The following is a 12,849-nucleotide window of genomic DNA, read 5'->3' as shown; positions in this document are numbered from 1 at the left end:
AAGGAGCAGTCGTGGACAGGTATGAAGATCTGCAGCCGGACAAGGCATCCGGCCTGCTTGCAAAACTGGAGATAGCCAATGCGCAGGTGCTCGCTGAACTGACTGCCGATCATTCGCAAGTGCCGGCCGATTATGTTGCCTTCATGAAGGAGCTTGGCTGGGGTGAAGTGGGTGAGGCTGCCTACATGTTGTATGAGGGCCTGCTGACCCCAGACCAGGTCTACGATGAAGATGATGAACGTCCCCTGGACGGCATCCTGCTGTTCGGGGATGACATGCAGGGGTACTGCTCGGGGTTCGATACGAACAATGGCTGGGTGGTTGTCGATATCGACCCGGTAAGCCGTGAGGCGCATCAAGTGGCGGACAGTTTTTCCGAGTACATTCGTGAAATGCTGAACGACTTGTAGCCTGCGAGGAGCAATGGGGTGGCCCTTCGGTTTCTGATTGAACACCTGGCAACCTCTGTCAGTCCCACGCTGTGTACCTACTTGTCCACAGCAGGAGGCTTACCCCATGAGCACATACGACTGGGACCTGATCGAACGCTTGCTGCACGAAGTGCAGAACGGCGCCGGTCACAGTTTTACGCCGCGCCCCTATGCCGAGCAGCATGCCGCCGCGCTGGCCGCCGATGGCGAGGCGCCGGGCGATCTGAACCAGCTCAAGGCCCAGGCCTGCGAGTACGAAAAGATCCTCTTGAAACGGGGGTTCATCGAGAGCCGCCCTGAAGCGGAAGGCGGCAACGGCGAGAATTTCGTCCTCAGCCCGCGCGGTTCGCGCCTGCTCAGCCTGATCGACAGTAGCATTCCGGGCTTCGAACACCCACGCCAGGTGCTCGATGAACAGCCCGATGCCCTGGATGAAGCCACCTTCGAGCACGTCTCGGCCAAGGCGCAGATCGCCGGTGGGGCAATTTAGACTGGCATCGGCAAGGCCGGTCCCCCGATAATCGGGATCCATTCTCACCGCCGAGCCTTGCCATGTCGTTCAACCCGCAGAGGGGCCGCCCATGACCGCGGTCCGCAAGAACCCCGACGCTTTTGCTTTCCAGGTCATGCTGGGGCTGTGCCTGATCTGGGGCTGCCAGCAGGTGCTGATCAAATCCGCCGCGGTGGATATCGCGCCAGTGATGCAGGCGGCGTTTCGCAATGGTATCGCCGCGGTGCTGGTGGGGCTGCTGGTCTGCTTCCGCGGGGGCTGGAGCCTGGTGGGCAGCACTTGGCGTGCCGGGCTGCTGGCCGGCGCGTTGTTCGGGCTGGAGTTCCTGTTCATCGCCGAGGGTCTGAAGCTGACCTCGGCGGCACACATGTCGGTGTTCCTCTACACCGCGCCGATCTTCACCGCCCTGGGGCTGCATTTCATGATGCCCAGCGAGCGGCTGCGGCTGTTGCAGTGGCTGGGCATACTGCTGGCATTTGCAGGGATTGCCCTGGCCTTCGCGGGCGGTGTTTCCCTGGAGCACCTCGATGGGCGCATGTTGCTGGGCGACGCCATGGCGATCCTGGCGGGCCTGGCCTGGGGCGCTACCACGGTAGTGGTGCGCGGCTCGCGGTTGTCCGAGGCGCCGGCGACCCTGACCCTGTTCTACCAGCTGGCCGTGGGGTTTGTCGGGCTGGTGCTGATCGCCTTGGTGAGCGGACAGATCGCCGACTTTTCGCTGACCCCGCTGGCGGTGGGCAGCGTGCTGTTTCAGGGGATCGTGGTGTCGTTCGTGAGTTACCTGACCTGGTTCTGGTTGCTGCGTAAGTACCTGGCGTCGAACCTGGCGGTGTTTTCCTTCATCACGCCGCTGTTCGGGGTGACCTTTGGCGTGCTGCTGCTGGACGAGCCGCTGAGCCTGAACTTCGTGATCGGCGCGGTGATGGTGCTGCTCGGGGTGATCATGGTCAGCGCCGAGGCGTGGGTGCGGCAGCAGTTGCGCAAACTGGTGGGGTAAGCGGTCTGCAGTTGCGGCCCTATCGCGAGGCAAGTCAGCTCCCATAAGGGCTTGCCTCATCACAGGGTCAGCCTGCCTGTCTCAGGCTGGCACAGGTTGGTGGACCCGAGAAGCCCCCGGCCAACATCCCGGCCAATCCCATCCCTATCGCAGCCAGTACCAGTGCGGGCTGTAGTCCCCCACTGAAATGGCTGCTCAACGCCGCCAAAAGCGGCCCACTCAATTGCCCAAGGGCGAAACAAGCGGTCAACATCCCGGCATTGCGCTGCGTGGCATGGGGCGCCAGCTCCCGCGAGCGCTGCATCACCAGTTGCATGCAGGCCAGGAACGGCCCGCCGCACAGCAGCACGCCCAATGCCAGGCCAACCCCGCCGTCGAGCAGGCAGGCCAGTACACCCAGCCCTTGCAACCACAGGGTGATGCTCAGCCAGGTCGAGGTGCGGCCCGGGCGGCGCAGGCTGACGATCATCACACCCAGCGCCGAGGCCAGGCCGAACGCCGGCCAGAACAGGTCGGCCAGCCATTGCCCATGGAACTGCTGGCAGGCCATCTGCGACAGGAAGGTGGCCGGCAGGATGTAGCCGATCCCGTAGAGCGCGTAGACCAGGCCCAGGCGGCCGATGCCATTGTTGGGGCCGCGGTCGCTGCCAAGGGGCAAGGTGACGGGTTCGAGCGCTCGCGGTAGCCACGGCAGCACCGCAAGCAGCATGACCAGTGCGGCGACCCCATAAACCAGCCACAGGGCCGCCGAATCCAGCCCCAGCAGGTGCGCAGCCAAGGCCAGCAAGCCTGTCACCGCAATCCCGACACCGGGCCCGGCGAACACCAGTGCGCCGAGGCGCTGGCGGCCATGGGCACTGGCCAGTTGCTGGCTGAGGCTGGCGATCATCACCAGCACCCAGGCGCTGGCCACGCCGGTGCCGAAGCGCAGCAGCAAATGGCTCCAGAACCCGTCGGCCGCCCACGACGCCAGGGTCAGCAATACGCACAGCCACAGCCCGCCCTGCAGGCGCAGGCGTACCTGGCGTGGCTGGCGGGCGAACATGGCGTCCACCGCGCCAAGGAAGTAGCCCAGATAGTTGGCGGCGGCGACCAGGCCGCCAGCGGTCAGGTCGAACTGGCCCTCGGCGATCAGACGGGGCAGTTGTGGGGTCAGGGCGAAGCGGCCGATGCCCATGGCCATCATCAGTGCCACGGCACTGGCCAGCAGTTGTACGAAGGGCGACATGGTAAGTCTCCTGCACGAAGGGATGCGATGGATGGCAGGGTAGGGCGCATTGACTTTCAATAAAATTGAATAATGATGATGAAGTGGTTCTGTTTTGGAGAATCTCATGGAGTTCAGCCAACTGCGCATCTTCCAGGCCGTGGCCGAGGAGGGCTCGGTTACCCGCGCCGCCGAGCGCTTGCACCGGGTGCCGTCGAACCTGTCGACGCGCCTGCGTCAGCTCGAGGAGCAACTGGGGGTGGAGCTGTTCCTGCGCGAGCGCCAGCGCTTGCAGCTGTCGCCGGCCGGCAAGGTGCTGCTCGATTACGCCAACCGCCTTGCCAACCTGCGCGACGAAGCGCTCGCGGCGGTGCAGGGCGGCCAGCCAGCGGGGGATTTCGTGCTGGGCACCATGTACAGCACTGCGGCCATTCATTTGCCAGCGCTACTGGCGCGTTATCACCAGGCTTATCCAGCCGTGAACCTGCAGGTCCAGGCGGCGCCTAGTGCGGAACTGCTCGAAGGCGTGCTCAGCCATCGGCTGGATGCGGCGTTGGTCGACGGCCCGCTCAACCTGGCCGGGCTGGATGGCGTGCCACTGTGCGAGGAAACGCTGGTACTGATCACGAGCCCTGAACACCCGGTGGTGCACAGCGCCAGTGACGTTGCCGGCAAGGCGGTGTTCACCTTCCGCCAGGGCTGCTCGTACCGCATGCGCCTGGAAGCCTGGTATGCCCATGCCCACACGCCCATGTGCCGGGTGATGGAGATCGAGTCCTACCAGAGCATGCTGGCCTGCGTGATCGCCGGGGCAGGTGTGGCACTCATGGCGCAGTCGATGCTCGACAGCCTGCCGGGGCGCGACCAGGTGCGTGCCCACCGCTTGCAGTCACCGTTCGATCATGCGATGACCTGGTTGATGTGGCGCCAGGGCAAACGCGGGGCCAATCTACAGGCCTGGATCGATTTGCAACAAAGCGAAACGATTGACCGACCGTCGGAAGCTGCCATCTGCGCTTGATCCGGGTCAGAATCGCCCATATCTGTAAGAACAGAGGCATGCGCAATACAAGACATCGGACTATGATCTGTATGACGCATCGCAAGATTGATTGACCGTGAGGCTGACCCGTCAAGGGGGCAATATGAACGAACGCATGTACAACTGGCTCCATGACCTCGCCGTCGCCCTGGGCCTGCTCCCGCCACCGTTGCAGCCGGTGCCGATCCCGACCGACGAAGAACAGCGCAAGCGCCAGCCGCGTCGACGCTGACCACAAGGCAAAAGGCCGCCGCATCCAATCGATGCGGCGGCCTTTTGCGTTCAAGGGGCGCGCTTTCGGGAGCGCAGCGCCCAATCCCGGTGCTACTTGCCGCGGATAAGCCGACGCAGCGCGAAGCGGTTGGGATGGCACGCCTCGGCCACCGCCCTGGGCACCGGCAGCGGCTCACCACTGACCCACGCCGCAATCAGTTCGCCAGACAGCGGCGCTGTGATCAGGCCTCGTGAGCCGTGCCCACTGTTCACATACAGCCCCTCCAGCCACGGGCAGGCCACATCCGGTACCTGCCGCGCATCCTTGCCCAACATGGCGTAGGCCTCGTTGAACGCTTCGACATCGGCCATCGGCCCGACGATGGGCAGGTAATCCGGGCTGGTGCAGCGAAACGCCGCCCGGCCCTGCAACTGCGCCGGGTCCAGCTCGGCGGTGCGCAGGCGGGCGGCGAGGTCTGTGGAGATGTCATCGAGCAGTGCCAGGTTACCCTGATGCTCGGCCACGGTTGGCGTCAGGTCTTCGCTGTTGAAGTCGAAGCTGGCGCCAAGGGTGTGCTCGTCCCCGCGCGGGGGCGCCACGTAGCCGTCGGCACAGACCACGGTGCGCAGCGCACGGCTGCTTTCGGTCACGGGCAGGCGGGTGATCTGCCCACGAATGCGCTTGAGCGGCAGCCCGGCGCACGCCGGGAAACGGCGGATATCGGCGGCGCCGGCCAGCACTACCAGCGGTGCGCTGGCCAGCAGCCGCTCACCCTCCCAGGCCTGCCACAAGCCATCGGTACGGCGCAGCTCGAGCACATCGGCGTGGGTAAGCAGGCGGATGCGCGGGTGGTCCAGTTGGGCCCGGCACAGCGCAGGCGGGTGCACCCAGCCACCTTCGGGGTAGTACAGGCCGCCGCTGGGCAACGCGACCCCGGCGATGGCTTCGGCCTGGGCGCGTTCCAGGCGCTGCAGCAGGCTGTTGTCGAAGGCTGCTGCCAGCTTGGCCTGGCGTGCATTTTCCTGATCATCAAAAGCCAGTTGCAACACGCCGCAGGCATCCCAGTCCTGGCCACGCTGCAGGTGCTCGAGCCAGCGGCGGGTGTAGCCGAAGCCGGCCAGGATCATCTGCGAAAGGGCGGTGCCGTGGGCGGAAAGCTTGAGGTACAGAACGCCTTGTGGATTGCCCGAGGCCTCCCGGGCCGGGCCGTCGTGGCGTTCCAGCACGCTGACCTGCCAGCCCCGTGCTGCCAGGCTCTGGGCCGTGGCGCTGCCGGCCAGGCCGGCGCCGATCACCAGCGCTTCGCGTGGCCCCGATGCGGGTGCCGGGTGGGCGTACCAGGGCGCTGCGCGAGCGACGGGCGCACCGCTGTAGACCCCGTGCATCACTTCCCACTTCTTGCCGATGCCCGGCACTTTCTTCATGGCGAAGCCGGCCTCGATCAGCGAGCGACGCACCCAGCCGGTGGTGGTGAAGGTACCCAGGGTGGTGCCGGGGTGAGATAGCCGCGCCAGCTGGGCGAACAGTTCCGGCGTCCACATGTCGGGGTTCTTCGCCGGGGCGAAGCCATCGAGGAACCAGGCGTCGATGCGGGCGTCGAGCTGAGGCAACTGTTCCAGCGCGTCGCCGATCATCAGGGTCAGGGTGACGCGGCCACCGTCGAGGCTGAATTGCTGGAAGCCCGGATGGACCGCCACGTACTGCTCCAGCAACGGCTGGGTGAAGGCGGCCAGTTCCGGCCATAGTTGCATGGCGCGGGCCAGGTCGTCGCGGGCCAGCGGGTACTTCTCGACGCTGACGAAATGCAGGCGTGCGTCGGCGGGCGCAAGCTCCGCGAACAGTTGCCAGGCACAGAAGAAGTTCATGCCGGTGCCAAAGCCCGTCTCACCGATCACCAGGCAGGCATGCGGCTGCAGCTCGGCGAAGCGCTGGCGCAGGTGATTCTGCTCGATGAACACATGCAGGGTCTCGTCGATGCCTTCGTTGATGGCGAAGTAGACATCGTCGTATTGCCGGGAGTGGGGGCGGCCCTGGTCATCCCAGTCGATCTGGGCCTGTGTAGGGAGGAGGGTGTAGGACATGGTCGGCTCGGTTGCAGCAAAGGGGGGATCTTAAGCGATCTGCAGACGCTTGCGTCGTTCTTGGCAGCGGCCTGGTGTCGCGATGGTGAGCGCAAAGGGCGCAAAAATCCTGCTCGATCCGCTAATCTTGCTTATCCATTGAAGGAGCCCGCCATGTTCGAATCCGCCGAAATCGGTCACAGCATCGACAAGGACACCTACGAAGCCGAAGTGCCCGCCCTGCGCGAGGCCTTGCTTGAAGCCCAGTACGAACTCAAGCAGCAGGCGCGCTTCCCGGTGATCGTGCTGATCAACGGCATCGAGGGCGCCGGTAAAGGCGAGACGGTCAAGCTGCTCAACGAGTGGATGGACCCACGGCTGATCGAGGTCCGCACCTTCGACCAGCAGACCGACGAAGAGCTGGCCCGCCCGCCGGCCTGGCGCTACTGGCGGGCGCTGCCACCGAAGGGACGCATGGGCGTGTTCTTCGGCAATTGGTACAGCCAGATGCTCGAAGGGCGGGTGCACGGCCAGTTCAAGGACGCCGTGCTCGACCAGGCCATCGCCGGGGCCGAGCGCCTGGAGCAGATGCTGTGCGATGAGGGCGCGCTGATCATCAAGTTCTGGTTCCACCTGTCCAAGAAGCAGATGAAGGCGCGGCTCAAGGCGCTCAAGGACGACCCGTTGCACAACTGGCGCATCAGCCCGCTGGACTGGCAGCAGTCGCAAACCTACGATCGCTTCGTGCGCTTCGGCGAGCGGGTGCTGCGCCGTACCAGTCGCGACTATGCGCCCTGGCATGTCGTCGAAGGCGTCGATCCGCACTACCGCAGCCTGGCGGTCGGGCGCATCCTGCTCGAAAGCCTGCAGGCCGCGCTGGCCAATAATCCCAAGGGCAAGCACCAGGGCAATGTCGCGCCCCTGGGGCGCAGCATCGACCAGAAGAGCCTGCTCGGCGCCCTGGACATGACCCTGCGCCTGGACAAGCACGACTACCAGGAACAACTGGTCACCGAACAGGCACGCCTGGCCGGCCTTTTGCGCGACAAGCGCATGCGCCGGCACGCCCTGGTGGCGGTGTTCGAAGGCAATGACGCGGCCGGCAAGGGCGGGGCCATTCGTCGGGTGGCGGCGGCGCTGGACCCGCGCCAGTACCGCATCGTACCGATTGCCGCACCCACCGAGGAAGAACGTGCCCAGCCGTACCTGTGGCGCTTCTGGCGCCATATCCCGGCCCGTGGCAAGTTCACCATTTTCGACCGCTCCTGGTATGGCCGCGTGCTGGTGGAGCGGGTCGAGGGCTTCTGCAGCCCGGCGGACTGGATGCGCGCCTACGGCGAGATCAACGACTTCGAGGAGCAACTGAGCAACGCCGGGGTGGTGGTGGTCAAGTTCTGGCTGGCAATCGACCAACAGACCCAGCTGGAGCGTTTCGAGGAGCGTGAGCAGATCCCGTTCAAGCGCTACAAGATCACCGAGGAAGACTGGCGCAACCGCGACAAGTGGGATGTCTATTCCGAAGCGGTGGGCGACATGGTCGACCGCACCAGCACCGAGATCGCGCCGTGGACCCTGGTGGAGGCCAACGACAAGCGCTGGGCGCGGGTGAAGGTACTGCGCACAATCAACCAGGCGCTGGAGGCGGCGTTCGCCAAGGACAAGAAGTAGGCGGATCGTGCATGGGTGTTGGCTTGGCCCTATGCCGGGGCAAGTCGCATCGGCGCACCGCCGCTCCCACGAAAGCCCGCCCATGCATTGAGCATGCATCCAGGGAATGACCTGATGAAATCTTTTCCCACCACATCCTTCCCGGCAAGCCTTTAGACTGCAGCTTCCCCCGCCAAGGCCTGATTCGAGGACACCATGCACATTTCTTCCGGACGCTGGGTCCAGGGCCTGCTGCTGGCGCTGCTGACCGCGTTTCTCTGGGGCATCCTGCCGATCAAGCTCAAGCAGGTGCTGCAGGTGATGGATCCGGTGACCGTCACCTGGTACCGCCTGAGCGTTTCCGGCGGCCTGCTGTTCGCCTGGCTGGCGGCCAATCGGCGGCTGCCGTCTTTCAGCGGTCTCGGTGTCAAGGGCAAGGGCCTGGTAGCCGTCGCGGTGGCGGGGCTGGTCGGCAACTACGTGCTGTACCTGGTCGGGCTCAACCTGCTCAGCCCTGGCACCGCGCAACTGGTCGTACAGCTGGGGCCGGTGCTGTTGCTGGTGGCCAGTGTCTTCGTCTTCAAGGAGCGCTTCAGCCTGGGGCAGGGCCTGGGCCTGTTGGTGCTGCTGTTGGGCTTCGCGTTGTTCTTCAACCAGCGCCTGGAAGAACTGCTCACGTCACTCGGCACTACACCACCGGTGTGCTGACCATCATCCTGGCGACCAGTATCTGGGTGTTCTATGCCCTGAGCCAGAAGCAATTGCTGACGGTGTGGAACTCGCAGCAGGTGATGATGGTGATCTACGTCTGCTGCGCGCTGCTGCTGACGCCTTGGGTGCATCCGCTGGAGGCGTTGCAGCTCAGCCCGTTGCAGGGCTGGCTGTTGCTGGCCTGCTGCCTGAACACACTGGTGGCCTATGGCGCGTTCGCCGAGGCATTGGCGCATTGGGAGGCCTCGCGGGTGAGCGCGACCCTGGCGCTGACGCCGCTGGTGACGTTCGTCGCGGTAGCGCTGGCTGCCTGGCTTTGGCCGGACTACGTGCATGCCGAGCAGATCAATGGCCTGGGGTATGTCGGGGCGGTGACCGTGGTACTGGGCTCGGCGCTGGTGGCGCTGGGGCCATCGCTGATGGCTGGCTGGAAAGCGCGTCGGGTACAGGTTGATTGATGGCCTCATCGCGGTGCAAGTCGCATTGCGATGAGGCCGCCGGATCAGCCCTTGCCGCCGGGCGCCAGCATGTTCTCTGGCCGCACCCACTGGTCGAACTGCTCGTTGGTCAGGTACTTGAGCTCCAGCGCCGCCTCGCGCAGGGTCTTGCCCTCGGCGTAGGCTTTCTTGGCGATTTCCGCCGCCTTGTCGTAGCCAATGTGCGGGTTCAGCGCGGTTACCAGCATCAACCCACGCTCCAGGTGCGCCGCCATCTGTTCGGCATCCGGCTCGATGCCGGCCACGCAGTGCTGCTGGAAGTTGCTGCAACCATCGGCCAGCAGTTCGATCGACTGCAGCAGGTTGTGAATGATCACTGGCTTGAACACGTTCAATTGCAGATGCCCTTGGCTGGCGGCAAAACCGATCGCCGCGTCATTGCCCAGCACCTGGCAGGCCAGCATCGACAAGGCCTCGCACTGTGTCGGGTTGACCTTGCCGGGCATGATCGAGCTCCCTGGCTCGTTGGCTGGCAGGCGTACCTCGGCAATCCCCGCGCGCGGGCCGGAACCCAGCAGGCGCAGGTCGTTAGCGATCTTCATCAGGGCCACGGCCAGGGTCTTCAGCGCGCCGGCCAGGCTGGTCAGCGGCTCATGGCCGGCCAGGGCGGCGAACTTGTTCGGCGCGGTGACGAACGGCAGGCCGGACAAGGCCGCCAGCTCAGCGGCGATGGCTTCGGCGAAACCGTGCGGGGCATTGAGCCCGGTGCCCACGGCGGTGCCGCCCTGGGCCAGCTCGCAAACCGCCGGCAAGGTCGCGCGAATGGCGCGCTGGGCGTAGTCGAGTTGGGCAACGAAGGCCGAGACCTCCTGGCCGAAGGTGATGGGCGTTGCGTCCATCATGTGCGTGCGCCCGGTCTTGACCAGGTGGGTGTGGCGCGCCGACAGCTCGGCCAGCCCGGCCGACAGTTCGGCGATCGCCGGCAGCAGTTTGTCATGCACCGCCTGAGCCGCGGCGATGTGCATGGCGGTGGGGAAACAGTCGTTGGAGCTCTGCGAGCGGTTGACGTGATCGTTGGGGTGCACTGGCACCTTGCCGCCACGGCCCTTGCCGGCCAGTTCGTTGGCGCGCCCGGCGATCACCTCGTTGACGTTCATGTTGCTCTGGGTGCCGCTGCCGGTCTGCCACACCACCAGCGGAAATTGGTCGTCGTGCTCGCCGTCGAGCACTTCGTCGGCGGCCTGCTCAATCAGGCGGGCGATATCGGCGGGCAGGTCGCCGTTGCGGTCGTTGACCCGGGCAGCGGCTTTCTTGACCAGCGCCAGGGCATGCAGTACCGCGAGCGGCATGCGCTCTTTGCCGATGGCGAAGTTGATCAGCGAACGCTGGGTCTGCGCACCCCAGTAGGCGTCCTCCGGAACTTCGACCGGGCCCAGGCTGTCTGTCTCGATACGGCTCATGCTGCGCTCACTCCTTTGTAGTTCGAAATCGCAGTTTAGGCCCTGATTCGATAGAGCGGTTCCGTCGCTCGTCGTGCCACTTGAGCACTTCGCCATCACAGCGCAGAATGCTCTACTCTGAGGTACCCGCCTCCCTTTCTTGAAGGAAATGCAATGACCCGTCTCCGTGTCCTCTGTGCCGCCGTTGCCCTGGTTTGCGCCAGCGGCCAGGTACTCGCTGCCACTCCAGCGCACAACGCTGCCGCCGAGAAATTCCTGACCCTGGCCAATGCCGACAAGCTGGGCACCCCGGTGTACATGCAGGTCCAGCAGATGTTCGCCCAGCGCTTCGAGCAAACCAAGGCGCCGGCCTCCAAGAAAACCGTGCTCGACAGCTACCAGGCCAAGGCCAACGCCGCCCTGGACAACGCCATCGGCTGGAAGAAGCTCAAGCCGAAGATGGTCGACCTCTACACCGCGACCTTCACCGAGGCCGAGCTGAACGACCTGGTCAAGTTCTACGAATCGCCCCTGGGCAAGAAAGTCCTGCGTGAAATGCCCAAGGTCACCCAGCAGTCCGCCCAGCTGACCCAGCAGAGCCTGGAGCCGGCGGTACCGGTGGTCAACAAGCTGCTCGACGACATGACCAAGGAACTCGACCCAAGCGCCGGCAAGGCCCCGGCGAAGAAGTGAGCGTGACGCGATGAGCATGCAGCAACGCATCGAACAGCAGCTGGCGCCGCTGGGCACGCAACACCTCGAAGTGCACAACGAAAGCCACATGCACAGCCGTGGCCAGGAAACGCACTACAAGGCGGTGCTGGTCAGCGAGCAGTTCGCCGGGCTGAACAGCGTCAAGCGCCACCAGAGGGTCTACGCCACCATGGGTGAGCTGATGGGCCAGATCCACGCCCTGGCGATTCACACCTACACGCCCGAGGAATGGGCTGTGGTCGGTGTGGCGCCGGCCTCGCCGGTGTGCGCCGGCGGCGGCAAGCACTGAATCCTTTCCGTCGTTCTGATACAATTCGCGTTATTCCCTCGGGGCCGCTTTGCGGCCCATCGCCGGCAAGCCGGCTCCCACAGGTCCTGCGCAAATTTCGAGTCTTGCGCTGAGCGTGTGGGAGCCGGCTTGCCGGCGATGGGCTGCGCAGCGGCCCCATGCTTTTGCCAAACCCGGTCCGCCCCTTACGAGGGCAACCACCTGGAGATTCAACGCAATGACCCAACCGATCGTCGTGGCGGCGCTGTACAAGTTCGTCACCCTCGAAGACTACGTCGAACTGCGCGAGCCGCTGCTCAAGGCCATGCTCGACAACGGCGTCAAAGGCACCCTGCTGCTGGCCAACGAAGGTATCAACGGCACCGTCTCGGCCACCCGCGAAGGCATCGACGCGCTGCTGGCCTGGCTGCGCAACGACCCACGCCTGGTGGACGTCGACCATAAAGAGTCATACTGCGACGAGCAGCCGTTCTACCGCACCAAGGTCAAGCTCAAGAAAGAGATCGTCACCCTCGGCGTGCCTGGCGTGGATCCGAACAAGGCGGTCGGCACCTACGTCGATCCGAAAGACTGGAACGCCCTGATCAGCGACCCGGAAGTGCTGCTGATCGACACCCGCAATGACTATGAAGTGGCCATCGGCACTTTCAAGGGCGCCATCGACCCGAAGACCGAGACCTTCCGCGAGTTCCCCGACTACATCAAGGCCCACTTCGACCCGAGCAAGCATAAGAAGGTCGCCATGTTCTGCACTGGTGGCATCCGTTGCGAAAAGGCCTCCAGCTACATGCTCGGTGAGGGCTACGAAGCGGTCTATCATCTTAAGGGTGGCATCCTGAAATACTTCGAGGAAGTACCCCAGGAAGAAAGCCTCTGGGACGGCGACTGCTTCGTCTTCGACAACCGGGTCACGGTGCGCCACGACCTGACCGAGGGCGAGTACGACCAGTGCCATGCCTGCCGCCACCCGATCGACGTGAAGGACCGGGAGTCGGAGCACTATTCGCCAGGCGTGAGCTGCCCACATTGCTGGGACAGCCTGAGCGAGAAGACCCGGCGCAGCGCCATCGATCGCCAGAAGCAGATCGAGCTGGCCAAGGCGCGCAACCAGCCGCACCCGATCGGTTTCAACTACAAAGCCGAGGCCTGA

Annotated in this window: 12 protein-coding genes and 1 pseudogene; 10 read left to right on the top strand and 3 right to left on the bottom strand. The window is 64.7% G+C overall.

Features of this window, described 5'->3' with window-relative positions; genetic code table 11:
* The first annotated feature begins 11 nt into the window (after positions 1-11).
* From C3F42_RS08950 to C3F42_RS08940, 3 genes are all read left to right on the top strand, one after another.
* Entirely contained in the window at positions 12-410 is a 399-nt protein-coding gene (locus tag C3F42_RS08950; RefSeq protein ID WP_104444290.1) for an SMI1/KNR4 family protein, read from the top strand.
* Positions 411-516: 106 nt separating this feature from the next.
* Entirely contained in the window at positions 517-921 is a 405-nt protein-coding gene (locus C3F42_RS08945; RefSeq protein WP_104444289.1) for a transcriptional regulator, read from the top strand.
* Positions 922-1,012: 91 nt separating this feature from the next.
* On the top strand, positions 1,013-1,939 hold the full coding sequence (locus C3F42_RS08940) for a DMT family transporter (RefSeq protein ID WP_104444288.1): 927 nt from the start codon (positions 1,013-1,015) through the stop codon (positions 1,937-1,939).
* Between the two features lie 67 nt (positions 1,940-2,006).
* Here C3F42_RS08940 and C3F42_RS08935 read toward each other — a convergent pair whose 3' ends face one another.
* Positions 2,007-3,167, bottom strand: coding sequence for an MFS transporter (locus C3F42_RS08935; RefSeq protein WP_104444287.1), 1,161 nt, complete (start codon positions 3,165-3,167; stop codon positions 2,007-2,009).
* 106 nt (positions 3,168-3,273) lie between these two features.
* Between C3F42_RS08935 and C3F42_RS08930 the strand changes: the two genes are divergently transcribed.
* Positions 3,274-4,167, top strand: coding sequence for a LysR family transcriptional regulator (locus tag C3F42_RS08930; RefSeq protein ID WP_104444286.1), 894 nt, complete (start codon positions 3,274-3,276; stop codon positions 4,165-4,167).
* Positions 4,168-4,291: 124 nt separating this feature from the next.
* Positions 4,292-4,420, top strand: a complete 129-nt coding sequence (locus C3F42_RS29840) for a PA1414 family protein (RefSeq protein ID WP_256206021.1) — start codon at positions 4,292-4,294, stop codon at positions 4,418-4,420.
* Between the two features lie 92 nt (positions 4,421-4,512).
* On the opposite strand, the gene mnmC is transcribed toward C3F42_RS29840, so the two are convergent.
* Positions 4,513-6,483 (bottom strand): bifunctional tRNA (5-methylaminomethyl-2-thiouridine)(34)-methyltransferase MnmD/FAD-dependent 5-carboxymethylaminomethyl-2-thiouridine(34) oxidoreductase MnmC, encoded by a 1,971-nt coding sequence (gene mnmC, locus C3F42_RS08925; protein ID WP_104444285.1) that lies wholly within the window; start codon positions 6,481-6,483, stop codon positions 4,513-4,515.
* Positions 6,484-6,636: 153 nt separating this feature from the next.
* On the opposite strand from mnmC, the gene pap reads away from it, so the two are divergent.
* Together pap and C3F42_RS08915 are read left to right on the top strand one after the other, a co-directional pair.
* Positions 6,637-8,130 (top strand): polyphosphate:AMP phosphotransferase, encoded by a 1,494-nt coding sequence (gene pap, locus C3F42_RS08920; protein ID WP_038705626.1) that lies wholly within the window; start codon positions 6,637-6,639, stop codon positions 8,128-8,130.
* A 195-nt stretch (positions 8,131-8,325) separates the two neighbouring features.
* A pseudogene (locus C3F42_RS08915) lies at positions 8,326-9,278 on the top strand (DMT family transporter).
* Between the two features lie 44 nt (positions 9,279-9,322).
* Here the strand turns inward: C3F42_RS08915 and C3F42_RS08910 are convergent.
* Positions 9,323-10,717 (bottom strand): class II fumarate hydratase, encoded by a 1,395-nt coding sequence (locus tag C3F42_RS08910; protein ID WP_038705627.1) that lies wholly within the window; start codon positions 10,715-10,717, stop codon positions 9,323-9,325.
* Positions 10,718-10,870: 153 nt separating this feature from the next.
* Here C3F42_RS08910 and C3F42_RS08905 point away from each other — a divergent pair, with 153 nt between their 5' ends.
* The 3 genes from C3F42_RS08905 (at position 10,871) to C3F42_RS08895 (ending at position 12,849) form a co-directional block, all read left to right on the top strand.
* Positions 10,871-11,389 carry a DUF2059 domain-containing protein gene (locus tag C3F42_RS08905; protein ID WP_023631438.1) on the top strand — a complete coding sequence of 173 codons (519 nt, stop codon included), beginning with the start codon at positions 10,871-10,873 and terminating at the stop codon, positions 11,387-11,389.
* Between the two features lie 10 nt (positions 11,390-11,399).
* Complete coding sequence (locus tag C3F42_RS08900; protein WP_023631439.1) at positions 11,400-11,699, top strand: BolA family transcriptional regulator; 300 nt, start codon at positions 11,400-11,402, stop codon at positions 11,697-11,699.
* 217 nt (positions 11,700-11,916) lie between these two features.
* Entirely contained in the window at positions 11,917-12,849 is a 933-nt protein-coding gene (locus C3F42_RS08895) for a rhodanese-related sulfurtransferase (protein WP_023631440.1), read from the top strand.

Origin of the sequence: Pseudomonas sp. PONIH3, assembly GCF_002934345.1 — a bacterium.
GTDB lineage: Bacteria > Pseudomonadota > Gammaproteobacteria > Pseudomonadales > Pseudomonadaceae > Aquipseudomonas > Aquipseudomonas soli.
This window is presented reverse-complemented; position numbering and strand designations above follow the sequence as displayed.